Annotated in this window: 22 protein-coding genes; 13 read left to right on the top strand and 9 right to left on the bottom strand. The window is 33.2% G+C overall.

From position 1 onward, the window contains the following. The first annotated feature begins 11 nt into the window (after positions 1-11). The 9 genes from V7O67_RS11360 to V7O67_RS11320 all read left to right on the top strand — a co-directional run bounded on the left by V7O67_RS11360 (position 12) and on the right by V7O67_RS11320 (position 10,193). Positions 12-1,202, top strand: a complete 1,191-nt coding sequence (locus V7O67_RS11360) for a glycosyltransferase family 4 protein (RefSeq protein ID WP_342304726.1) — start codon at positions 12-14, stop codon at positions 1,200-1,202. 44 nt (positions 1,203-1,246) lie between these two features. Then, the gene (locus V7O67_RS11355; RefSeq protein WP_406670029.1) at positions 1,247-2,305 is read left to right on the top strand and encodes a DUF354 domain-containing protein; all 1,059 of its coding nucleotides are present in this window, start codon (positions 1,247-1,249) and stop codon (positions 2,303-2,305) included. 23 nt (positions 2,306-2,328) lie between these two features. After that, on the top strand, positions 2,329-2,994 hold the full coding sequence (locus tag V7O67_RS11350) for a WbqC family protein (RefSeq protein WP_342304729.1): 666 nt from the start codon (positions 2,329-2,331) through the stop codon (positions 2,992-2,994). A 13-nt stretch (positions 2,995-3,007) separates the two neighbouring features. After that, on the top strand, positions 3,008-3,658 hold the full coding sequence (locus V7O67_RS11345) for a PIG-L family deacetylase (protein ID WP_342304730.1): 651 nt from the start codon (positions 3,008-3,010) through the stop codon (positions 3,656-3,658). A 42-nt stretch (positions 3,659-3,700) separates the two neighbouring features. Continuing rightward, a complete protein-coding gene (locus tag V7O67_RS11340; RefSeq protein ID WP_342304731.1) occupies positions 3,701-4,825 on the top strand; it encodes a glycosyltransferase family 4 protein in 1,125 nt (374 codons plus the stop codon). 124 nt (positions 4,826-4,949) lie between these two features. Beyond that, positions 4,950-5,837, top strand: coding sequence for a glycosyltransferase family 2 protein (locus V7O67_RS11335; RefSeq protein ID WP_342304732.1), 888 nt, complete (start codon positions 4,950-4,952; stop codon positions 5,835-5,837). A gap of 239 nt (positions 5,838-6,076) precedes the next feature. Further along, positions 6,077-7,357 (top strand): hypothetical protein, encoded by a 1,281-nt coding sequence (locus V7O67_RS11330; protein WP_406670028.1) that lies wholly within the window; start codon positions 6,077-6,079, stop codon positions 7,355-7,357. Between the two features lie 106 nt (positions 7,358-7,463). Next, positions 7,464-8,996 carry a hypothetical protein gene (locus V7O67_RS11325; RefSeq protein ID WP_342304734.1) on the top strand — a complete coding sequence of 511 codons (1,533 nt, stop codon included), beginning with the start codon at positions 7,464-7,466 and terminating at the stop codon, positions 8,994-8,996. Positions 8,997-9,011: 15 nt separating this feature from the next. Next, on the top strand, positions 9,012-10,193 hold the full coding sequence (locus tag V7O67_RS11320) for a glycosyltransferase family 4 protein (protein WP_342304735.1): 1,182 nt from the start codon (positions 9,012-9,014) through the stop codon (positions 10,191-10,193). Positions 10,194-10,380: 187 nt separating this feature from the next. Here V7O67_RS11320 and V7O67_RS11315 read toward each other — a convergent pair whose 3' ends face one another. From V7O67_RS11315 to rfbA, 8 genes are all read right to left on the bottom strand, one after another. Continuing rightward, positions 10,381-11,568 (bottom strand): TDP-N-acetylfucosamine:lipid II N-acetylfucosaminyltransferase, encoded by a 1,188-nt coding sequence (locus tag V7O67_RS11315; protein ID WP_342304736.1) that lies wholly within the window; start codon positions 11,566-11,568, stop codon positions 10,381-10,383. Between the two features lie 80 nt (positions 11,569-11,648). Continuing rightward, positions 11,649-13,100, bottom strand: a complete 1,452-nt coding sequence (locus V7O67_RS11310; protein WP_342304737.1) for a lipopolysaccharide biosynthesis protein — start codon at positions 13,098-13,100, stop codon at positions 11,649-11,651. 150 nt (positions 13,101-13,250) lie between these two features. After that, positions 13,251-14,507, bottom strand: coding sequence for a hypothetical protein (locus tag V7O67_RS11305; protein WP_342304738.1), 1,257 nt, complete (start codon positions 14,505-14,507; stop codon positions 13,251-13,253). Positions 14,508-14,528: 21 nt separating this feature from the next. Then, positions 14,529-15,386 (bottom strand): hypothetical protein, encoded by an 858-nt coding sequence (locus V7O67_RS11300; RefSeq protein ID WP_342304739.1) that lies wholly within the window; start codon positions 15,384-15,386, stop codon positions 14,529-14,531. Positions 15,387-15,651: 265 nt separating this feature from the next. After that, on the bottom strand, positions 15,652-16,368 hold the full coding sequence (locus V7O67_RS11295) for a WbqC family protein (RefSeq protein WP_342304740.1): 717 nt from the start codon (positions 16,366-16,368) through the stop codon (positions 15,652-15,654). Further along, positions 16,365-17,438 (bottom strand): DegT/DnrJ/EryC1/StrS family aminotransferase, encoded by a 1,074-nt coding sequence (locus V7O67_RS11290; protein WP_342304741.1) that lies wholly within the window; start codon positions 17,436-17,438, stop codon positions 16,365-16,367. Before V7O67_RS11290 ends, V7O67_RS11295 begins: the two co-directional genes overlap by 4 nt. After that, positions 17,407-18,492, bottom strand: coding sequence for a dTDP-glucose 4,6-dehydratase (gene rfbB, locus V7O67_RS11285; RefSeq protein WP_342304742.1), 1,086 nt, complete (start codon positions 18,490-18,492; stop codon positions 17,407-17,409). The genes V7O67_RS11290 and rfbB overlap by 32 nt, the downstream gene beginning before the upstream one ends. Continuing rightward, entirely contained in the window at positions 18,482-19,351 is an 870-nt protein-coding gene (gene rfbA / locus V7O67_RS11280; protein WP_342304743.1) for a glucose-1-phosphate thymidylyltransferase RfbA, read from the bottom strand. The genes rfbB and rfbA overlap by 11 nt, the downstream gene beginning before the upstream one ends. A 326-nt stretch (positions 19,352-19,677) precedes the next feature. On the opposite strand from rfbA, the gene V7O67_RS11275 reads away from it, so the two are divergent. After that, a complete protein-coding gene (locus tag V7O67_RS11275; protein WP_342304744.1) occupies positions 19,678-22,380 on the top strand; it encodes a putative Ig domain-containing protein in 2,703 nt (900 codons plus the stop codon). Between the two features lie 355 nt (positions 22,381-22,735). Here the strand turns inward: V7O67_RS11275 and V7O67_RS11270 are convergent, their stop codons facing one another. Continuing rightward, positions 22,736-23,716, bottom strand: a complete 981-nt coding sequence (locus tag V7O67_RS11270) for a glycosyltransferase 4 family protein (RefSeq protein ID WP_342304745.1) — start codon at positions 23,714-23,716, stop codon at positions 22,736-22,738. 335 nt (positions 23,717-24,051) lie between these two features. Here V7O67_RS11270 and V7O67_RS11265 point away from each other — a divergent pair, with 335 nt between their 5' ends. The 3 genes from V7O67_RS11265 to V7O67_RS11255 all read left to right on the top strand — a co-directional run bounded on the left by V7O67_RS11265 (position 24,052) and on the right by V7O67_RS11255 (position 25,864). Continuing rightward, positions 24,052-24,198, top strand: coding sequence for a hypothetical protein (locus tag V7O67_RS11265; protein WP_342304746.1), 147 nt, complete (start codon positions 24,052-24,054; stop codon positions 24,196-24,198). Positions 24,199-24,318: 120 nt separating this feature from the next. Next, positions 24,319-25,218: an NAD-dependent epimerase/dehydratase family protein gene (locus tag V7O67_RS11260; RefSeq protein WP_342304747.1), complete on the top strand. Its 900-nt coding sequence runs from the start codon at positions 24,319-24,321 to the stop codon at positions 25,216-25,218. Positions 25,219-25,267: 49 nt separating this feature from the next. Next, positions 25,268-25,864 carry a VanZ family protein gene (locus tag V7O67_RS11255; RefSeq protein WP_342304748.1) on the top strand — a complete coding sequence of 199 codons (597 nt, stop codon included), beginning with the start codon at positions 25,268-25,270 and terminating at the stop codon, positions 25,862-25,864. Positions 25,865-25,880 lie beyond the last annotated feature (16 nt).

Raw genomic sequence — 25,880 nt, 5'->3', positions numbered from 1 at the left:
GATTGAGAAAAATGAAATCAAAAAATGAAATGAATGTTTTAGTTATATTTAATTCACTTCTAGGAGTAATTGGGGGAGGAAGTCGTCATATTGTGGAGGTAGTTGATTGCTGGATAAATTCCCATAACGTAGATTATCTAATCTCAAATGCGGGTTATGGCGTAGCAAAAGACCATCTTTCACATAATAGTTCTTCTAGGAAAAAAATAGTGACTTATTTTGTACCATTTGATAATTTTCGTTTTTTTTTTATTGCCTACGTTTCAAGGACTATTGTTTCTTCAATACTATCTCTCAAATTAAAAAGAAAATACGATATAGTTATTGCACCAAACTATTTACCTCAAAATATGATTCCTGCAATTTTTTTTAAACGCAAAAATTCTAAACTGGTTGTGTATTTTCATACCACGCCTCCATATTTAAGAAAAAAATATCTTGATAAAATGAGTTATATGCGACGAAAAGTTTCATATTTGAATTGGACCCTTTGTGTATCGTTGGCAAAAAAATATTTTGATTTGATGTATGTATTTAACAATGATACTAAGCAATATATGATTTCTAAAGGAATACCTGAAAATAAAATATGTTTGATGTACAATGCCATTCCTTATAGTTCCATTCTTTCTATAGAAAGCACCAGTAAAGAATATGATGCTGTATTTCTCGGAAGAATCGTTTCAAATAAGGGTATTTTTGATTTAGTCAAGATCTGGTCTTCTGTAATTAAGAAATATCCTACAGCTAGGTTGTGTATTTTAGGCAATGGTCCTGACTTTAATAAGCTTAAATTGGAAATTGATAAAAATAATTTGGGGAATCACATTGTTCTTAAGGGACAGGTTGAAGGGGAGATCAAATATAGATTAATGAAAAAGTCAAGGGTTTTTCTTTACCCTAGTTACTACGAAGCACAGCCAATTGTCATATATGAAGCTCTTGCATGTGGATTACCAATTGTTGCATATAATCTGGATACATATAATGAATTTTATGGTGATTTCATTCAAAAAGTACCGATTTATGATGCTGAATCAATGGCTATGATTGTTATTGATATTCTTTCCAATCCACTAAATTACGCCAATCTTGCAAAGAAAGGAATGGCTTATGTAGCTAAAAATGATTGGACAAAAATTGCTCAATTGCAAGAAAATGAGATGAACAAGTTATTTATGCATGAAAATCAGTTAGAATGAATAACTCTTTCATGATTAGCTAAATTTAAGTAGGGATCTAGAATATGAGGTTGATGATTGGTGTATCTCATCCAAAGCATGTGTTAATATTCAAAAACCTAGTGCAATCTTTAATTGCAGAAGGCAATGATGTTTTGGTAGTTGCGGTTGACAAAGATATAACTCTTTACTTGCTTTCAAAATTCAATATTCCTTATATTGTTATTGGAAAAAATCAAAAAGGACTGCTCAGAAAACTTTTATATATTCCTTGGTGGGTATATCTAACTTTCAAGTCTGCAAAAAGGTTTAAACCTGATATTTTTGTGGGTCGTGCAATTCCACATATCGCTTATGTTAGCTGGCTCTTCAAAAAACCTTTTATTATCTTTGAAGATACTGAGATAGCAACTGCTGTTCATAAAATAACTTTTCCATTTGCTAAAATGATTGTAACACCTTCCTCTTATCAAGACAATCTGGGCGAAAAACATGTTAAATTCAAAGGTTTTTTCGAGCAATGCTATCTTCATACCTCTTACTTTGAACCAGATTCTTCTGTGTTACAGGAGCTCAACATTAAAGAAAATGAATGCATTATTCTTGTAAGGTTTGTTTCATGGAATGCGAGTCATGATATAAATGATTCTGGTTTTTCTAATAAGATTGATCTGATTAATTCATTAATCAATTATGGTAAAGTAATCATTTCGTCTGAAGACAAATTACCCACTGAACTAGAGACTTATTGCTTTAATCTTCCATATGAAAAAATGCATCACTTGATGTTTTATTCTACTTTATTTTTGGGTGAAAGTGCTACTATGGGAGCTGAATGTGCAATGCTTGGTGTTCCCTCTATATTTGTATCTACTTCAAGGAGAGGTTACACTGACATATTGGAATCTCAATATGGTTTGCTATATAATTTTTCTGGAGGTTCTGAATCTCAGAAATTTGCATTAGAAAAGGCAATTTCGATTTTGTCTGATTATCAAAATTCAGTGGAATGGAAAAATAAAATGAAGTATATGGTAGATGATACTATTGATGTCAATAAATTTATGGTTCAATTAATTCAAGATGTTTTTAGGGAAAGTTTTAATGATTGTTCACATAAATAAGATAAATCGATTTAGGAGCCCACATGACTACTGTATCTATTCATCAACCTAATTATTTACCATACCTTGGTTTCTTTGATAAAATGGCTAATTCAGACATTTTTGTTATTCATGATGATGTTCAATTTAATCGTCGTGATTTTCAACATAGGAATAAAATCAGAACATTTGATGGCTGGAAATGGTTAAGTATTCCTGTGAAAAAAAAAACAGGATATATTTTTGACATTGACATAAATAATGATAAACAGAATAATTCGGCCAGTTGGAGTGAAATTCATTACAGAGAAATATATGCAAATTATTCACATTGTCCATTTTTCTCAGAATATGAAGATGAATTATTTTCAATCTATAATACTAAACATGAAAAACTAATTGATTTTAATATGTCGTTAATTAAATTTTTAATTGAGGCATTTGATATTGATGTCGAATTGGTATTTGCAAGTAAATTTGGATTCAAATCATCATCTTCTGAAAAAATAATTGAACTTGTGAGTGCTTTAGGTGGGGATTGCTATATTTCTGGAATAGGAGGTTATAATTACCTTGACACATCTATATTTGGAAATATCGAAGTTGTTTTCCAGAATTTCAATCATCCTATTTATCCTCAGCGTTTTGAAGGCTTTGAATCTAATATGTCTTCAATAGATGCGCTTTTCAATGTAGGTATAATTCCTTAAGGAGAATCAATAAATGAACAAAAAAAGAAATGTATTGGCAGTTGGAGCTCATGCAGATGATGTCGAAATAGGGTGCGGTGGAGCTGTAGCAAAACACATAGAAGCAGGAGATAAGGTGGTTATTTTAATAATGGCTGAATCCTCATATACTTCTTATGATGGAGCAGAATTGAGGTCTTCTTTTGAAGCTGAACAAGAAGCCAAGGATGCAGCTGAAATATTAGGTGCTGACTTGTTAAATCTTGGATTTGAAACAAAGAATGTACCTTATTCTGGTGAATCTGTTGAAGCCATCAATAAAGTAATTGATGATTATTCAATAGATGTAGTATATACTCATTGGTATCACGATACTCACCAAGATCATGTTCGTACAACTCAATCTGTAATATCTGCTGCAAGGTATGTAAAAAATATTTATATGTATGAGCCTGAGTATCCATCCGGTAGATCTTATTTAGGTTTCAGAAATCAATATTATATTGATGTAACTTCTACATTTGATAAAAAAATTCAATCGCTAAAAAAGCATCAAAGTCAGGTAGCTAAGTATGGGGAGGATTCGTTCTTGAATGCTATCCGTGCAAGGGCAGAACATAGGGGATATGAAATACAGACAAAGTATGCAGAATGTTTTGAAATTTTAAGGATGATGGGATTTTAACAAAAGTCACCACATTTAATAAAATATGGAAATAAATGGTTTATGTCTCTTAATAAAAATGACTTGTGGGTTATTGTCACTCCCTATTGGCTACCTGTTCTTGGCGGTGTGACCAGTTGTGTCGTAAATTTAACTCGACAACTGGAATCATTTGATGGTTCCGAAGTTGAAGTTATTTCACTTGAGGGTGAATCAGATTCGAGTAGTATACATATATATGGCAGTAGGAATAAAATCATTTTTTTAATGGATGCTTTTTGGAAAATTAAAAGATTGAAACCACAAATATTACATTCTCATTCTTGGTGGTATACATATTTGCCTTGCCTTGTGTATAAATTTCTGCATCCTTCGGTAGTTTTGATTCATACATTCCATACTGATCCTTTAATTTCCAAAAGATTGTCTTTGTCATCAAAGATAAAGAATTGGTTATTTACATCTGCTTTGAATCAATCCAATGCTATTACATTTGTTTCAAAAGATACATTAGACAAATACAATCTTTTAGGCAAATTTAAGAAGCCTACTAAAGTTATTCGCAACGGTACATCAATTCCACATATCACTTCTCAGGAGATAGAAGCGTTTAAATCTAAGCATTTACAAAACAGTAGTTATCCCGTTGTTTCTTGGGTAGGTCTTTTTGTACACAAATTTAAAGTAGAAGGTTTGATTCTTTTAATTGAAGCCTTTAGAATAGTGTGCAACAAGTATTGTGATGCTAAATTGATTGTTGTAGGCGATGGTCCCTTTAGAGACAATGTTGAAAAGCAAATTCAATTATTTGGATTACAAGACAATGTTATTATGACGGGCATGTTAAAAAATGTTTATCCATGTTTTGTTTTAAGCGATATTTACGCTCATATTTCGTTTCAAGAAGCCTGCCCTCTTACTATTCTTGAGGCAATGTCTGTAGGTACTCCTGTAGTTTCATTGAAAGTAGGTGGCATTCCTGAAATAGTAACTGATGGTGAAAATGGTTCTCTTGTCGATGATAATGCTAATATGATTGCAAATGGGATTATCAGCTTATATGAAAATAAAGATATGGCAAATAATTATAAACTGAAAGCATACGAATCAATTAATAAAGAGTTTAATTGGGAATATGTTGCTAAACAATATAGCGAATTAGTTGATTTATTACGAACTAATACCTAAATGATTATGGAAAACTTTGAGTTGTATATGGTTGATTATATGCATAAATTATGAAGAATTAAATTATACTATAGATTGAAAGCGATGCATTAAATAGGTTAAATCATTTATTATTATGTTAACTATGTTAGAAAAATACATCTTAAATACCGCATGTAAAAATGAAGCAGATAATTTGATACAGCTTATAGATTCAGTATTATCACAAACAATAACGCCACTTATGTGGGTTATTGTTGATGATGGAAGTACTGACGACAGTAGAATAATCATCCAGAAAGCATCTGCTGATCATGAGTGGATTCACTATGTTTTTCTAGATGATGCTTATAAAAGAGACTTAGGTCAACATTTGGCTCAAGTTGTACAAGATGGTATTGATTATGCCATTTCTGATTGTGAAAGCAAAAATGTTACTTATCACTTCATTGGAAATTTAGATGCTGATCTGACATTACCAAAAACATTTTTTGAAAATTTATTGTATGAATTTGAAAAAGATTCTTCTTTAGGTATTGCAAGTGGTGGACTTCAACTTAAAAGAGGGGATAGTTTTGTCTACATTGACCATCTACCAAACGATGAACCTTCTGGTGGACACATGTTGATTAGAAAATCATGCTTTGAAGATTGTAATGGCATACCTATTTCCAAATCGTTTGATAGTGTATTGAAAGCAAAAGCAAGGATTAAAGGATGGAGTACAAAAAGGTTTGAAGATAATATAGCAACTGAAAAACGAGATGTTTTCAATGCTGAAGGGTACTGGAATGGATATGTAAAGTACGGAGAAAGCAGTTATTATTTAAATTTCCATCCAATTCATGTTTTTAGTAAGAGTGTCATATGTACTTTTATTTATCCATATTATATTGGTTTTGCTTTCTTATTAGGCTACCTGAAGAGTTTTATTTTGTTTAAAGAAAAAATAAAGGATGAGGAAATAAAGAAGTATTTTTGGAACAAGTGGAAGTTAGCTTATGCTAGAAGGATAAGAAGGTTAAAAGCATGATAATGTCAAAGTCGCAAAAAATTCTATTATTATTTTTGATTGTAGTTTTGAACATAGTTATTCGGCTTCAGGCAATTTCATTGGAAATAGGTATTGATTCATTTTTCATCCATTTGATGACAAATTCTCTTTCCGAATTTGGATCTGCTAAATGGTGGCTTCATCCATTGTCAGTCCCTGGATTATACCCGTATTCCTATACAAGTACTCTTCAATATCTGTTATCTGGTGTTCATCAGATGACAGATATGAGCATGAATAGTGTTATTTTACTATATGGGATGTCTGTTGGCTTACTTGGAATCTTTTCAGGTTACCTCATCGGCTTTGCTATTGATCCAGATGACGATTTATACAAAATATTATGTGCGTTTGCCTTTTCTTTTGCTCCGTCTGTAGTTGGTTATTCGACTTGGACAATACCTACTAGAGGTCTATTAATAGTATTTGGCCCACTCTTTTTTTATATGTTAGTAAAATCTCTTATAAGCAAGAAATATATCTTTCTAACATTAGTTATTTGTCTATTTCTTTTTGTAACACATCATTTATTTTATTTCCTTCTACCTCCTCTTTTAGGTTATGCTTTACTAAGAATTCTTAATTTGTACAGTAAATACAAAGGTGCAGTATTTATTGACGAGAGGTTTCATGCAGTTATTTATTTATTTGGTTTCATATTAATGTTTTCGATTCCTTTTGTCACAGGAAAGTTTGTTGAACAATCCCGATATATGTTTTTTGATGTTCATTATATTCGATATATCGGTGTCCCAATTATTTTTGTATTTGGTGGTATAGTTTCTTTGATTTTTAAACCAAATAAAAAGTTCACTGAAAAATTTTTATTACTATCGCTTGTGTTACTTACTTTCTTTATCTTTCAATTGACTTATATGAAAATGTTTGCTCCTGTTATTGCTATTCCTTTTGCAATACTTGGGCTAAATAATGCTTATAAGACAATTCCTAAAAAAAAGTATTCGGCCATATTGCTTGCTTTTTTCTTAATAAGCAGTACCATTTTTGTAGGATATTTCCAGTTCTTGCACGAATATAGTTTTTCTAGAAGGCAAATGGATGAGAACACGTATATCACTGGAACATGGATGAAAAATTATTGTAATGGATCAGCAATTTCAAACGATGATTTGTTAGGAATGAGGTTATTTACAGTTTCAGAACACGTACATTTTTTAGTTATGTCTTCAGTTATTGATCATATCTACGGGTTTATAGGCTCAAATGTTTCAGAGTTCAAGCGTTTCCCGTTAACTTCTGATAATTTTTGGCTTAATGGGTATGAAGGTCCTGATCCTGGTAATTATTTATGGGCAGATCTGAACAGAATGCAGAAAAATCCTATTGATTATAACATAAGTTATGTAGCTGAGAATGACCGTGCTTATGGACAAATTGTTTGGTCTCATAGCCCTAGAGCTTCCGATCTTATTGCTTACTCAGAAAATAACGCTGATAATATATATAGTAGTGGAGAAATTTCAATTTGGTACCTTTAAGGTAGGCTTCCTATTAAAAGTAACATTTGTTATTGCTTTTTAGTAAAGATGCTAAAATATAAATGAATTAATGGTGACATTATTTATTATTGTTCAATGGTGGAGTATGAATTACTTAAATATCTATGTAAAAAAATTAAGACGTAACATTTGTAGATATGTGCTTCGTTTCAACCTTAAAAGAAAGTCTCCACATTCTCTTAAAACAGGTTTCAACGGTAAGAACATTATAATACCTTTTCCAATGACTATCACAATTGATGATGTAGGCAGAAAAAAAAGCTGGAGGATGGACAATTCTGATCATATCTTAGATGATTATCTTAATCTTATTTTCATAGGGAAAAGTGTAGGTACTCGTTTAATGTGTGCATTTATGATTGCTCAATTTGATAAAAATAATAGCTGTGCTAAATATCCATCAACAACTATTGATGGAGATAATTGGGATAACGGTACAGAATTTACTTTTCAAGATCAAATAATGGATGTAGTTAAAAACAACAGTGCTTTTATTGAATATGGTTTGCATGGTGTTGACCATCGTATGTACTGGGATTCTGAATTGGTTCCAGATGGTCTGGGAGGTCCAAACAAAGATGCATTTGCACACTATGGTGAATGGTATGATGCAGGTGGATTAAAACCATGGAATAAAAAAGCTGTGAAGGAACATCTTAAGTGCTTTTATGAAATTTCGTCTGGGTACAATATTTCTTTTCCAATTAGTATGATTCCACCACATAATGCTTATTATTTCAACCCAAAAAGTGATGAATCTACTGGCTTCATGATGGCAGAATATGGTATTAAATACGCCACAACTGATTTTTTTAAAATTGCAAACCTACTTCCAAAAGAAGGTCTTTTAGATAGGGTTTTGCTTTTACATCGTGATTCGGGCAATATACCTCATGATGCAGTAGGTAAAGTTGCAGAAGAATTTGTAAATACTACTTCAATTATGACACATTTTGGAAATTTCTATTCAGAAGATTCTTTATCTAATAGACAAGTTGCAGAGGAATGGATTCAATGGTTTGATATTGTCAAGGGATCAAGCAGTCGATATATTCCAAAAAATACAAAACAACTGAATTCTCAATGGATATATTGTAAGTACGCTAAGTTAGACATACACAATAATTACATCATAATAGATACCTCTTCAGTTCCACAAATGTATTATGATGATGGTTTCGTGGGTAATTTGCTTCTGAAAATATGTCTGGATAAAGGGATGCATATTTCTGATGCACAAATCGATGACAATTTGATAGTTGGTTATTACGAAGAAAGGGGATACGCTCACATTATATTACCCCCATTAAATCGGGGAATTCATAAATTAAATTTAAAGTTTTCGAATGATTATCCTTCTATAGCTGTTTTGAATAATGGCACTTATAACGTTCTTTCCTTTACTTTTGGTAAAGAAGAATGTTCCTTTTGTTTGGAGACATATGGGACTCAAGATGTTACTATCAAAATTCCGCGAAGTCCAAAAGAAGTTATCTCATCAAATAAAAATGTTATAATTAATTCCTTTTTATATGATGAAGAGTTACAGCTTTTAACTATAAACATAACTGCAATTAATATTCAAGGGAATGAAGCTCTTGTAATTGTAAAATTATAAGTTGGATTTGATTATATGAAAATAGCATATTTAATTAATTATCAATTGTCTCTTGATCTGCCAAGAGGTGATGCAATTCACATCAATAATGTTGTTCGAAATATATCTTTCTATGGGAATGATGTTTTTATTGTCAAAAAAGATGTATCCTCTACTTCATATATTAGCAATCAAAAGAAAATCTATTATGTAGGTGCTGTTCCAGGATTTGGTTTATTTTCCCATTTATATTATAGCTTAAAGTTCTTTAGAGATTTTTTCTCGATAATCAGAGAAGAAAAGCCTGATGTCATTCATGAAAGAGAAGTTAGCTGGAGAACATATTTTAATTTAGGAGGATTAGCAGTTGCAGCTATCTGCAAAATTCCATATTTTGTGGAAGTAAATGCTCCTATATGTTATGAGAGGGGTATCCACCATTCAGCGATCTCACGGAAATTAGAAGGGCTTTCGGAAAAGTTCATTTTCAAATTAGCAGACAGGGTAATTGTAGTTTCAACGGTTTTAAAGAATTATATTGTTTCTTCTTATGGAATAAATGAAGAAAAGGTAGTTGTGGTTCCGAATGGATCGGATGAGAACATTTTCAATCCAAATATTGATGGAAATCACATACTAGATAAATATGGTCTCAAGAATAAAACAGTTGTTTGTTTTTCGGGCTCTCTTGAACAAGAATGGCAGGGGATTGATATTTTGTTGAAAGCTGCAGCTTCGATTGAAGCTATAGATCCTAACATTAAATTTTTGATAATAGGTGATTATTCTAATGTTATTGATTTAGTTGAAGTGGCACCAAAAAATGTTGTTTTCTCAGGAAGGATCAAGCATGCAGATATTAAATTTTACCTTGCTGCATCTGACATACTTTTGGCACCATATATATTGAAGAATGAATTTGCAAATGTTGGTTTCTATAATTCTCCAATCAAATTATTTGAATATATGGCAATGGGAAAGTCAATTATTAGTTCAAATATGGGACAGATAGCAGAAATCATTCAGCATGGTGAAAATGGTTTATTAATTGAACCTGGCGATTCCGCTCAATTAGCAGAATATATCCTTAAATTGGCAGATGATTCTGCTTTGAGATTCAAGCTGGGATATAATGCACGCATGGCGCTTGAAGATAAATATACCTGGAAAGTGAATGCTAAGACTATAATGAAATTGTACGAAGAAGTAAATTTATAAATAAATTTATGAAATAGACTGGTTAAGAAATTGTAGGATAATGTAATCTAAAGATAAATTCATTATTAAATCCTTTGATAAGTCTTTTCCAAGAATTGGTGTGATGAAAAGAATATTTCAATCGGATATTTTCTCTTTATTATCCTCCAATTCACGACCGATAAATCTGTTTTGTAAATGTAAAATATTAATAATCATTAGTGTTTTTTTGTGAAGATGACATTATACTAGTTATCAACTTTCCGGTTTTCTCAATTCCATGTTCTTCACGATACATTGACTTTATAACTCGCTTATTATTTTCAATATCCTTTTTCGATAAAGATAAGTCCAACAGCGAAGGATTATTATATAATTCATCGATAGTGAATAATACTGCTCCTTTTTCTTTATAGTGCATATATATTGGATTCATTTTGTTTAAATATATTTTAGCACCCATATACATCATAGCTGTAATGTTACCTAATGCCTGTTGTCTATGATGATTCATTATTACATTTGAGCATGAGCTTATTAAATGCATGTATTCTTCATATGGCATAAATTCTTCAACACTATAAAATTTTATCCCAAAGTAACATTTGCCTTTGTTTTTTAAGATAGTCGCATAAAAGCGATCACCATAACTTAATGGGCATATTATTTTTTTCCCTTTCAAATCTTGATTATTAAGAAAATCAAAGATTTCTATATGGTTATTTGTGGGTGTAGCACTATTTCCCACTAGTATATTGTTACTGTTTAGATTTATGTTTTCAATTTTACCTTCAATTAGTTTAGATGTACTTCCATAGTTCCACTCAATAAAAATTGGAAACTTGGAGTTAAAATTCTGGGCAACCATAAAATACTCATTTTTTAGAACAGGTGAAAAAAAAGCAATTTTGCTAATGACCTGTTTTTTACCCATATTCATATAAAGTTTATTTTTGACCCAGTGTTTAAACTTGAGAAAGATATCATCTTTTGTATTATCCATCTTGCTTATAATTAATTTTGTCTTCTCTTGATATAAGCTATCTTCGCTATCACATATAAGGTCATAATAATCATAACCCATTCCAATCCATAGAAATTTTAATTTAGGATTTGCATGTGCTACTAGTTCTTGGTTGTATTTGTTAAGGGAATGAAGAACGATAAAATTGTATTTTTCTAGTTTTTTCATGAAATAGGGATTTTTAAATGAAAAAGGATCGATAAAAGTAACCGGTGTTTTTTTGATATAATCTAATTTTTTCGTCCTTGATGGTAAAAAAAATGTGTTACAAGATGGAGCTACCAATTCAAAAAAATAGTATGCAGAATCTATGAATTTTTCATCTGGTACAAGATGAAGAATGCTAATATCATTGTATGCTTTAGTAACCATGTTCTAATCAAATTCCATATGGTTCGTGTTATAATATGTATGATTCTATACTATATTTATTATATCATTTAAATTGTATCCTATTTTCTATTTGATAATTTTAAATTTTGTTTAAATACTTGTTTGATTATTTTAAATGACTCAAATTTAAGAATACAACTGGCTGATAGGTATGTAATAATTGCCAGAGTCGATAGCAGTATTAGTTCAGCACATGCTGGTAGGATTGATAGGGATACAGCAAAATAAATACAAATGCTAATAGTAAAAGACAGTACCAATTCTGGGAGAAAATCAAAAATTTGTTCATTGATTGAATAGTTGATTAATTTGCCTGAATAGTAACTATTCGGGATATAGACTAAATATGAAGATATTACTTGGCCTATGAGAATTCCTATTACTCCATATTTTATACTTGGTAATAGAATTATTATAACAATTGCTTTTTTAACGAGTTCTATGTAAAGAAAAAGATCAGATCGCCCTTTCACTTTAAGAATATTTAAGTTTATTGAATGCAATGGATACATTACTCCTCCAATACAAAGGAGCTGTAAATAAGGTACTGCAGGCAACCATTGTTCATTCAATAATATTCTGAAAAGAGGTTCTGCTAAAGCTGCCATAAAAGTCATTAATGGAAATAAAAGATAAACAGTGCTTTTAATTATTTTCTTATATCCCATTTTCAATTTAAGCTCATCTTTTTGTAATGTTGACAAAGCAGGATATGTAACGGTTTGTATGGATCTAACAATCTGATTAAGAACTAATTCTCTTATCTTTTTGGCAAAGTAGTAGTATCCTGCAGTTGAAGCTAAAAATAATTTTGCAATTACAATTATGTACAAATTCTGAAATATAATATCAATTAAGCCAGATGCAAACAACTTTGATCCAAAACCAAACATTTCTTTAAATGAGTTTCTACTGACTTTTCTTGTTGGCTTCCAGAGCTTCAATGACCACAAAAAAAATGTCACTAAGAGTGAGTAAACTATCATCTGGGTAATCAATGCCCATACACCAAAACCCATTGCTGCCATAGTAATGGCAATTATTCCTGATATGATTGTTGCAGGTAAAGTTGCCTTAAGTTTCAATTTAAACTTAAAATCACGACTGAGGGCAGATATTTGAACGATTTGGAACGAATTTATAATTATTGTTATTCCTACTACACGAATGAGAGGAATAAGCCTTGCTTCTTCATAGAATGCAGCTACAAATGGGGCTGATGAGAACAAAAATATATAAGCCAATATACCCAGTAAGATATTTGCATAAAAGGCTGTATTAAAATCTTCTTGTGTGATATCCAACTTTCGAATAAGTGATTGATCAAACCCCGACTCCATTAATTGATTAGCTATGGCAATGAACACAGCCATCATTCCAACCAAACCATAATCATCGGGTGTCAAAAACCGAGCAAGAAGAAGAGTTATTACTACTCCAATTCCTCTTTTACTCATCTGTTCAGCAAAGTTCCAGATGACTCCGATTGTAGTTTTATTTGAGAGTGACATGTATAGTTATCTTAGTTTAAAACGTACTGTTGAATTATCTTGTACGAGAGGAATCTCACAGCTTCATGAAGAAATGTATAATTTTATCTATTTTTATGGAATCTTTTATTACTGATGCCAAATGTAGAATTATTTATAGAATGTTTTTGATTAAAATGAATATGGATTAAAAGGTTCAAGAAGCATATTTTCATTGTTTTCATCTTCAACTTTAATAGTTGAATTTATTAATTCAATGACTCTTGCTAAATCGTTTTTAGTTTTAGCTTTAATAAATATTCTACTAATTAGTTGATCGAGTGTTCCTATGTTATTAATAGTGTCTCCTTCAAGATGTACATGAGTTATGTCAAACACTTCCGGAATGTTTGCTATCTTATCAAACCCCTCGATATTTGATATTTTTCCATTTCGAGCAATTGGAGTCAGTTTGCAGGCCCACATATCAAACACTGGTTTCTCTAAATCTTTTATTTTCTGTCCTTTCATTTCTCCGGTAAGAGCATATCTTATCATCAATTCAACAGCATCAATTTCTGTCATTTCCTTTATAATTTTATGACCTTGAGCACCAGCAAATCTGAAACCAGGTTCATAAATATGTGCTCTTCCATTATGCATGAATGCTTGCAGAAACAGTACACCGTTGGTTATGTTCATCGATTTAATCAGATTTACCACTTTTTGGTGGTCCCCATTTATAAATGTGGATGAATATTTAGAAGGAAAAATATATGCTGTTGGAATTTGTGCGACTCCTCTTTGATTTTTATTAGTGTATCTGTCACACATTGCACACAAACCGATATGACCGTCTTGTATAATATAATACATAACAACTTCTTCAGTTGTCATGTACTCTTCAATAAGCACATTCTGACTTTTTGAAAAAGATAAGGATTCATGATAATTTTGTAGAAGTTCTTTTTCATTATAGCAGATAAATATACCCTTTGAACCTCCAGAATCAACAGGTTTAACAATAACAGGATATTGAATATCACCAATATCTCCATTATTCATTTCATACTCTTTAACTACCTTCAACCCATTTTGAGCACAGATATTTTTGAATTTATCTTTATGAGTCATAATATCAATTTGTTCTGCAGTTGCATAGAATGGAACATTGAGCTTTTCGCATACTTTCTGACAATAAGATAACATAGAATCCAGATATGCAGTGAACACACCATCAACTTTTAATTCATTAGCTAAATCTACCACTGCATCTACATCGGTTGTGCTAACAAGATAGCTTTCATCAGCTATTTTTTTTGCAGGAGAATCGATTAAATAATCTGTCACAATAACATAAACACCAAGTTCTTGTGCTCTCTTTATAACATTAATTGAATCTCTTACTCCACCCATCAACAATAGTTTTTTTCCTTTTAGATCAGACATATTCATCTCTCTATTAAGATTTTATTTTATTAAAGATATAAGTGCATTGTACATATAATCAATATCTTCCTTACAATACCTTTGATCACAAGGTAAAGGTAGTATATTCGCAGCATATTGGTACTCAACACTATTTTGTGGAGTGTTTTGTAGTACATTTGGCCACAATGTAGGTATATATATTTGCATTTCTGCTAATTCTTTGCGAAGTTCAATCCCATTATCAATATAAAGTGGATATGCAAAAGCCCCATTTGGAGCTACACACCTCAATCTGTTAATATGGTTTAGACTATGTTCAAGATATTTGTAATTATCATTCCTTATTTGTATAACTTTATTAAAGTCAATTGCTCCAATGATGTTTTTGCTGATTTTGGACATATTCTTTAGAGGCTCAACTTTATAAGATAACTCTGTTTTTTGGAAATCATTGTAATATTCAAAAGCATTTCCTTCAAAACGGCCGAGCAAGTGTTTCATCCGGTCTTTAGAGCTAGCAAAATCTAATTCTTCGTTAAGTAGTGTATCAGTGGATACATATGCTCCATCTGGAACTCCAAAAAATTTTCTACACGAATATATTGTATCTATATTTTTTAAAGGTCTCTGGAAAAAAGCCATAACATTATCCAAAATGATGTTTCTATATTTTTTCTTTAAATGGATAATTTTTTCATTTTCCAGTTGTCCAAAATAATTAACAATGTAAAGGTATTCATCCTCGTCTAACTCTTTATTAAAAATAGGAGTTAAATCAAGATTAATATTATAATACTCATATTCGTATCCGTTATTGCTTAACATAAAGCCGATTGAATCGCATAAATAGTAGGGGATATAGATTTTTTTAATTTTCTTTGCCTTGAGGATATACAATAATGCATTTCGAGCTGTATTTAAGGCTATTAAATCTTTATAGTATTCGTTACTTACAAGTTGCTCTAAGCTAAAATAGCCACCAATTTCTTTAGAATAAGAATTACTACTAAGAAATTTATACTTTATAGAATCACTACCTGAATAATATAGTTAATAATTAGCATAATATATTCACGTTCTTAGTTCTTTCAATTTTAGTCATACAATCTATAATGATATATCCAACCTCCTCATTTACCCTATCGGCGAAGAATTAAAAATATTACTTTTTAATTAACTGATTTGTTCCCTTTATTAGATTGTAACAGCTTAAGTAGCGCCTTATTACATCAGGGGAATTAAACATCATAACATCAATTATTGATAAATTTGGAATGAATACATTATTGAATTGAGAGTATTCAATTTGTTTTGAACGTATAAATTTAAGAATTATGCCATTTTCTTCAAATAAACTCTCTTGATAGAGTTTTTGACCACCTATTGAATTTATATAACATTTTGCTCCAGTTTTTTTGCATATATCAATAACTTTATCTTGTGATTTTAGATTATTATTTTTTTCAATATTACTTGAATAAACGAATTGAGTATCAATGCCTAAATAACTCGAAATTTCTTTTAATGAATAAGCTAAAAACACAGCTAAGTTTTTTTCATTATTTTTTAGGATATGCATTAATAGTGGGAAAACTTCTTCAAAATAAGGTGCTTTTGAATAAGCATATCTTATGGTTTTCATTAATTTTTGAGCATTATTTCCAACATTAATTTGGTTTATTAATTTATTTGAACTTGCTCCTATTACTTCTAAGGTAATACGTTTTTGTTCACTGCCTACTAATATAATATTTCTGTTTATGTATCCTTGCTTTATATATGCTACATCATCGTAAATAACAAAGCAATCAACAGCATTAATTAGTTGCCAATAGCCTAGATATGGAAATAAATATGGCTGCATAATGGCTAATTTCATAAGAATCTCCATATAATTTCAATTATTTTTTCCTGCTCTTTATCTTTCAAGTATGGATAAATGGGCAAACACAGAATTCTACTAGCAATATCTTGTGATATTTTTTTGTTCTGCTGCAACTGTAAATAATCAATTTTATCCAAAGATGGGTAAAAATACCTTTTTGGGTATATTTGATTTTTATTCATTGCATCCTTAACCATTGAAAGCATATGCTCAGTGGTAAATATTACTGGAAAATAGCTATAATTATTGCTAGCATTGCTATTAAGATGTTGCAGCTGCAAATGCCCAGTAAATGCATTTTTATATTGATTCCATATTTTAGAACGTTCTTCTATGATTAGGTCGATTTCATCAAGAACACACAATCCCATCGCTGCTTGGAATTCATTCATTTTAGCGTTTATACCCAATTCAACTATTGAATCTGATTCGTCAATGCCAAATTTAATCATTAACTTGGCTCTTTCATAATCTTTTTTATTCTTAAAGATAATTGCTCCGCCTTCAATTGTATGAAAAAGTTTGGTAGCATGAAAGCTTATTGTTGTTGCATCACCAAAAGATAAAATACTTTTTCCTTTATATTTTACTCCAAAAGCATGTGCACCATCATATATTACTTTTAAGTTGTGTTGGCGTGCGATAGTTTCAATTTTATCTATTTCGCAGGCATTCCCAAATACATGCGTGGGTACTATTGCTGTAGTTTGCGATGCTATGGACTCTTCTATCTTAGAAGGGTCAATACAGAATGTTTCAGGATCAATATCTATAAAAACGGGTTCAATTCCTTCCCATACTAGGGAGCTGGTAGTAGCTACAAAGCTGAAAGGAGTTGTTATTGCCTGACCACTTACTCCGAGAACCTTATATGCGATTTGCAAAGCTAATGTTCCATTAGCTACTAAAAGGAGGTTTTCAACACCTAGATAATTTTCTAATCTCTTTGTTAGTTCCTGCACCAAAGGGCCATTATTAGTTAACCGGGCTGTTTCATAGATTCTATTAATATATCTGTTCAGGTTACCTCTGTCAGGCAGGTAGGGTCTGGTTACATTTATCATTATTTGTGCCTTCGTATTCGTTCAGGTACCATTTTATGGTTTTCAATATACCGCTTTCAAAATTCTCTTCTGCTTTCCATCCAAGATCATTTTCTATTTTACTTGCATCGATAGCATATCTTCTGTCATGTCCTGCTCTGTCTTCGACGTATATGATCTGGTTCTTGTAACTTCCTTTTTGCTTTGGTTCAAGTTTATCTAATATCTGGCATATTTGCGTGGCAACATAATTATTATCTTTTTCATTTCTTCCACCTATATTATATGTATCACCAGCTTTTCCATTATGATAAACAAGATCAATTGCCTTACAGTGATCAAGTACATAGAGCCAATCGCGAACATTCTTACCATCGCCATATATTGGAATTGGACTACCCTTTATAGCATTACGAATTATATTAGGGATTAATTTTTCATCATGCTGTTTTGGTCCATAGTTGTTTGAACAATTTGTAATTACAGTATTCAATCCATAAGTATGATGGTAGCTTCTAACTATCATATCACTGCCTGCTTTGCTTGCACTGTATGGTGAGTTTGGGGCATATGGGCTTTTTTCAGTAAAAAAGCCTGTTGAACCTAATGTACCATATACCTCATCTGTTGATATATGGTGAAAACGTGGAATTTTAATTGATTGAACGTCAGATGATTCAGAGTTGGTGTATTTTTGTTTATATACAAATGGTTTTTTCATCCAGGTATTGTAAGCTACATCAGCAAGAGTATGTGTTCCGTTAATGTTTGTTTTAATAAAAATATCTGGTTGCTTAATAGAATTATCTACGTGAGATTCAGCAGCGAAATGGATTACACCATTAATTTCATATTCTTTGAATATGAACTCAACCAATTCACGATTACAGACATCCCCTTTTATGAATTTATATCTCGTGTTATTTTCGATATCTTTCAATTTTTCCAGATTACCAGCATATGTCAATAAATCAAGATTTATAAGGTTGTATTCTGGGTATTTTTCCAAAAAATATGGTATGAAGTTACTACCTATGAACCCTGCACCGCCTGTGAGTAAAATATTAGCTTTCATTCAGCACTCCTTCCAGATATGCACCATAATCTGTTTTTTTAAGTAAATCTGCAATCATGCGAACCTGTTCAGCGTTTATCCATCCATTATTATAGGCAATTTCTTCCAAACAAGCTATCTTATATCCTTGCCTTTGTTCAATAGTTTGCACAAAATGACTGGCTGCAATAAGACTATCATGTGTGCCGGTGTCAAGCCAGGCGAATCCACGTCCTAGAAGCTCAACTTTCAGTTTTTTTCTTTTTAGGTATTCTTGGTTTACAGATGTAATTTCAAGCTCACCTCTATCCGATGGCTTAACGTTTTTAGCAATTTCAATCACATCATTATCATAAAAGTACAAACCAGTCACAGCATAATGGGATTTTGGACTTTTTGGTTTCTCTTCTATACTAATAACATTTTTATCTTTGTCAAATGCTACCACTCCAAACCTTTCAGGATCTTTGACCTGGTATCCAAAAACGACCGCTCCTTCATCTATATTTGCTGATTTTTTTAATAAGGGAGAAAATCTTGGACCGTAAAATATGTTGTCACCAAGGATTAGACAAACACTGTCTTTCCCTATGAATTCTTCCCCTAGAATGAAGGCTTGGGCTAATCCGTCTGGGGTTGGTTGGGCTTTATACGATAAGTTCATTCCCCATTTAGAACCATTTCCAAAAAGTTTTTCAAATAATGGGAGGTCATTTGGTGTAGAAATAATTAGTATCTCTCTTATGCCTGCCAGCATAAGTACGGACAAGGGGTAATATATCATCGGTTTATCGTATATTGGCAAAAGCTGTTTGCATGTTGGTAAAGTAACTGGATAAAGCCGTGTCCCACTACCGCCCGCTAAGATCATACCTTTCATGTTTTTTCCCTATGTTCTTTTGTCCTCTTTAAACTTTCTATTTTTTGAATAGATTCTTTTTTTTGGATTGCAAAAGTAATAAAAATATTCTTAATAGAAAGTATATATATCATTATGTATATGAGAGTGCAAACTACAATTTTAATATTATTATTATTCGTTAGGATATTATATTGTTTTTCATTCATATAAAATTAACAAAATGGCGTAATAAGTTTGATGTGTATGTTGGGTGTCTGGAATTTAATTATGAACACATTTTCATTTGTTTATGAACATAGTACTTATTTGCTTGTACAATGAGTAAAACAGATTGAGGAATTAAAATGAATCAGCTTGAGAAAAACGGAAATTTTGCAAATAAGTTCTCTCTTAACTTTGATAGCAAAACTCGGCTTTTAAGAAACTTAAAAGTATTATTATTATTAGCTTTCACTTTATTCATACTAACATCGAGTACCTGTTATGCTTCTGAATATTATGTTGCAGATTGGGGCAGTGATGACAACGAGGGCAGTTTCGAAAATCCATGGGAGACACTTAATAAAGCGGCAGCCTATATGATTGCCGGTGACACTACCTATGTCATGGATGGTACTTATTATCCAGTTAATGATGTAGATTTCAGAAATAGTGGGACTCAATCAGAACCTATAACTTTAGTTGCTTTCAACGGTAGGCCAAAGGTTGTAGGGACGCAATCTATAATAGGGATGATTAATTTCAATGGACAACAGTTCATTAATGTTAGTGGGTTTGAAATAACTGGTGCAAAAAGGCAGATTCAAGTTATAGGTTCTAATAATACTCTACATAATTGTGTGGTGCATGGTTCTTATCAAGAAAATACTATTCATATATCTAGTGGATCATCTAATCTCCTCATTGATAATAATGTTTTTTACAATCAATCTGGTGGACATAATCTAATGGATATTTCAAGTAGTTATTCCTATGGACGTCCAATTCATGATGTTACGATTTCAAACAATGAATTTTATAATGTCACAGGTCACAATGTTATTAATATTAAAGATAGGGACAATTTGATAAACACCAAAACTATCTACAATCTCACGATTATAAACAACATAATTCATGATGTTGATAAGGATAATCCGAGTGCAAATTCGTTCCCAATAGCAACAAATCATATTAATCTTTATACAAGCAACATTTCTAATAATTTGATATATGATTGTGGTAAAGGTGTATCGTTATATCTAGTGGATAGTACTGTGAAAAATAATACGATGTATAATATTGCAAATGGTTTAGATTTAGGTACAAATGATAGAAAAATCTATAATACTACTTATGAAGGAAATAGTGCTACTTTAGTACTTTATGGTGAAGGTATTGTTGTAAAGAATCCCAGTTCAAGAAGTATTGTTGTCTCGGGTGAATCCTCAAGTGTAACTGTAAATGATATGGTGGGTGCAAAAAGAATTATTCTGAAATACAAAGGCTCAATCACTTTTGAAGGTGATAGTGGGCAGGAATTTGAAGTTCTAAAAATAAGTGGTTCTGATCAATTCGACTTATCTTCTAATACTCTGAAATTGAATGTAGATTCATCAACTATATTTTTGGTAACTCCGACTGATATTTCTGAAGAATCACCGGTCTCATCCGGCACAGGCCTTTCATTCACCCCATCTGCAACCTCACTCACAGCAAACACAGGTGAATCAACAACATTCACCGTAGACTCCGGTCAGGAATTCACCAGTGCTCTCTGGTATCTTGATGGCAGCCTTGTGGAAAGCGGCACAACAAACCATGTAGAAAACTGGGAAACCGCAGGTACACACACAGTTAAGTTTGACGGTATTGCTGCTGCAGGAACTATCTCAAGGACGTGGACCGCAGTAGTTTCCGAACCTGTGGAATCGGTATATTCATCCATCAGCATATCCCCATCCACTACAACAGTAGCACCTGGTGAATCATTCAGCCTTGACGTGTACATAGATCCGGCACAATCTCTCACAGGGTCACAGTTCGATCTTCACTACAGCCAGCTTGCAAGTATCTCTTCAGTGAATGAGGGTGGTCTGTTCTTGCCAGACATATTTGCTACAACCTTTGAGTATGGTAGTATTGACAATACATTTGGTATTCTAAGCCATGTGTACTCTGCAATAGTAGGTACAGGTACAATTTCACAAGCAGGGGTCATGGCCACAGTGGATATGGTTGCAGGTAGTGACTCTGGTATCCTTGAACTTGAATTAGCTAATGTTATATTGAGTGATGCCAGTTCAAACCCTGCAGCATACACAGTTTCTTCTGCTACAGTTCTGGTTGATACGGCTCCAGAGTTCACATCTATTTCTGCAAAGTCCGTGGATGAGGCACAGAGCCTCAGTTTCATAGTAAGTGCAATAGATGCTGACGGAGATGACCTTACATATACAGCCACTTCACTTCCTACAGGTGCATTCTTTGATACAGGAACAGCCACATTCAGCTGGACCCCATCAGAAGGGGATGCAGGAAGCTATGAAGCAGCTTTCGAGGTTACAGATGGTTATCTCACGGACACAGTAAGCGTAAGCATCATAGTAACTCCGCTGAACCATTTGCCTGTTATGACTCTCTTTGAACCTGCAGATAATTCTGTCTTTGAGGAAGGTTCCACAATCAATGTGAACGTGGTTGCAAGCGATGAGGACGGGCAGAGCCTTGGTTATATAATAAAGATCGATGGTTCACAGGTCAGCACAGCTTCAAGCTATGCATGGAACCTAGACTACGAGTCTGCAGGAACCCACACCATAGAGGTAATAGTAAGTGATGGTATCGATGAAGTAAGCTCTTCAAGCACTGTGACTATCACCGATCTGCAGCCAAGATGGGATGTCAATGAGGATGGTATCGTAAACGTACTTGACATCACTCTCATAGGCCAGAACTACGGTCAAAGCTACACCAGTGATCTGCCTCGCTGGGACGTGAACCAGGATAGTACTGTGAACATCCAGGATCTGTCAATAGTAGCAGGTCACTTTGGTGAAACAGTATAATCAGGAAACAACATGGCCCCTTTTCGAGGGGCTAAGCTCTTTTTTTGTTTTTCATTCGGGATTAATTCCCAAAATCAGATATCTACCACTTCTTTTCCTTGTTTCAGACGATGAAAGCTAAACGGTTCATGAACTAGAACTGATGCATCCACCCGCCGCAGGCGGCACATTGCATAAATATTAATAGAAATTATACGCTAAGCAATTAGTTACATAAACCCAAAGGCTTTTGTTTCTCCTTAATCCGTAGTTCTAAAAAGGTAAGTAATGAACAGATCTAATAGCACACACATGTATGTGGTTCACCATTCTACATTTACTCACCCATACTTCAAAAAAGTAAAGGAAAAGAATCTCACATCCTTCCAGGTAACAATATCCCAAGCACACAGAAGAGCCCTGTTAAAGCGTACATTGCCCATGTAGCCTGTCTCTCTGTGACCCTGTGATAGTAGGGCAGTATCCATTTAAGTGTAAGCGCATTAGGTACTTCCAGAGTACCATCTTCCCTTTCCTTCCCAAATTTTGCTTCCGGGAATTTCATAACTCTCCAGTAGACGTACATCAGGAAATTAACGGTGTGCGGAATCAGCATAATAAAACCACTGATTATGAACCCCTGTATAACGATCATAGTTCCTATTGCAGCCCCTATGGTAAGCGAACCAATATTACCCCAGAATATATTCGAAGGATACTTATCGTACATGTAGTAACCAAAGGTCGCTCCGGTTATGCTCACCACTGCAAAGATGTTGTCAACATCTCCTATGAGAACTGATTTTATAATGAGAGCTATAAGGACTATCACTGAAAGTCCTGAGGAAAGGCCATTGAAGCCGGAATGCATGTTCACTAGATTAGATGCTACCAGAACGTAAGTAGGTACTATGAACTGCAGATAAAGGATACCTAGTTCAATGTCACCTACACTGGGTAGTGTGAATGCAGTATGGGTTGCATATTGTATCAAAGGATAGGAACAGTAGTACATAAGAAGGAGTTTTGTAACCCTTCCGATGTCTATCATATCATCAAGTATACCAAACAGCCCGAACATGGCTATTACTATGAGGACAACATAGTTTGTTGTGGAAAATTTGAAGAACAGCGTGTTCAATGAAAAGCACACCATTGCAACCAGAAGAATGGCAATGCCTCCCCTCTCCGGGATCATGGTCACCTCTCTTTTGTAGTAGTCTCTGGCAATGACTCCTTTTTCTGTCAGTTTTTTTATGAAATACGGCATTGAAATAAAAGTCACTATAAATGGTGCCAAAAAGGTGCTTGCAAGAACTAAGGCCACTAACGTTGATGGTGCTTCCAAATCCAGCATAATTAAATCCTCTGTTATCTATAAAATAATTGTTAAAAATATATTCATTTAATGCTTTGACATTATATATGAATTTACCGCAAACACTAAGCATTTTCCTTTTTGATATCTTATCTGCTGTTTGCGATATGTTCCTTATCTATTATAATAAGCTTTTTCCTCTTGAGGATTTCTTATTTTCTAATCATCATAATGAGCATCACTAATTGCATCGAACATAAATTTATATAGTATTATTCATCTAAATAAAAATGACAATTGGGTTATTGTCACTATATACAATAGTTAATGCTTTGGTGTGGACACTATACATCGGGCATTTTAAGGTGGTACAAATGAAATTAGTAGAGAAAGAATGCGCAATGTGCGGTAGTCCTATATATGTTTATGAGAACGTTGTCCGTGAGGTAATGTTCTGCACTCTTCATTGTATGGAGCGTGCGACCTTTGTGAATGCTTCCGGGGGTTTAGTTTTAGGTTAAAAATGTTCTCCAGGTTCTGATATTTATTACTGAACTTGGACACATATCTTTTTTAGATAGTATCATATTGATTATTAAGTACAGGGTAGTTTAATATACTTATTTTACAGTCATAGACTCATGAAAAAAGTACTTATTACTGGCGGCATTGGCCAGGTTGGCAGTTATCTTGTCGACTTCATGCAAAATAATTATAAGGTCACAGTCCTCGATAACCTTTCCTCTGGCAAAGACCCTGAATTACCAGATCATGTACATTTCATAAAAGAAGATGTCAGATCCCCTACAGCAAAAGAATTAGCTGGTAAGCATGATATTATTATTCATACGGCAGCCCAGATAAGCGTGGCAAAGTCTATGGATGATCCGTTATTCGATGCTGACAATAATGTCTTCGGAACTCTCAATCTTCTTGAAGGTGCCCGTTCTGGAAATCCAGAGAGGTTCATTTACATCAGTTCAGCTGCTGTTTATGGCAATCCTGAGTATCTTCCTGTTGATGAGAAACATCCTCAGAATCCCATGTCACCATATGGTGCCAGCAAATTATGTGGTGAGAAGTATTGCAGTATGTATCACAAAGCCTACGGAATGCCAACGGTTTGTATAAGACCTTTTAACATATACAGCCCCAGACAGGACCCTTCAAATCCTTATTCAGGTGTCATATCTAAATTCATAGGTCGTGTAAGGGAAAATCTATCTCCTGTTATCTTCGGGGATGGTTCCAACACAAGAGATTTTGTTTCCGCACACGATGTAGTGAACATGATAATGCTGCTGGCCGGTGGTCGGGGAGACAATGGTGAGGTCTACAATGTAGGCACCGGCAGGGTCACACGCATAGACGAGCTTGCACAGATCGTCCTTGATATCTTTGGCAAGGAAATGGATATAGAGTTCAGAGACTCAATGCCGGGTGACATAAAGGACAGTTACGCTGACATTTCAAAGGCAAGGAATATAGGGTTTAAACCTGAAATTGACCTCTACAAAGGTCTCGAGGAGATAGTAGGCTGAAAGGCCGGATAGCTATTTTAACTTTGATTAGCATTATATTAATTGAAATATGAAAAACTTCAGCAAAAACAAATATGTCGCGTATCTGGCATTTTATGCTCTCTATTTTTTGCAGTTCTTACTTGATGTTTTCTCCCGTATACAGCATTTCGATTACAAGAGGAACAAGAAAAACATTTTGATCGCCCTTACAATACTATACGCAGGATTCATATTCTATCTGTCATCCCAATCCAATCTGAGTGTTCCTTCCTCAATGTTCAAGATACCTATCATGTATGAGCTGGCAACTCTTTTCAAAAGTCTGGGTCTTGATTTTATTGTTGATATTGCAGAATACGCGTATAGTAACATGGATAAAGTAGCCCACATGTTCCTGTACTTTGGACTTGGTATACTACTGCATCTTACGTTCAAAAACTCTGACAACACCATATTGAGTAAATATGCAGCCATCTTTGCGGTGCTGCTTGGTGTAATCTATGGAATTTCAGACGAATTTCACCAATCATTTGTACCAGGCCGTACATCCAGTTTGCATGATCTGTTGGCTGACGGGATCGGGGTGACAATTGCACAGATGATTTTCGTTATAGTGATAATTGTAAATCTGCAACGAAAAAAGAGAAAGGATGACCAAGAATAAACCTGGTTTTGCTTCA

It is taken from the genome of Methanolobus sp. ZRKC4 (assembly GCF_045291305.1).
In the GTDB taxonomy this organism is placed as follows: domain Archaea; phylum Halobacteriota; class Methanosarcinia; order Methanosarcinales; family Methanosarcinaceae; genus Methanolobus.
Note: the sequence above shows the minus strand (reverse complement) of the source record. Positions and strands in the feature narration are given on the sequence as shown.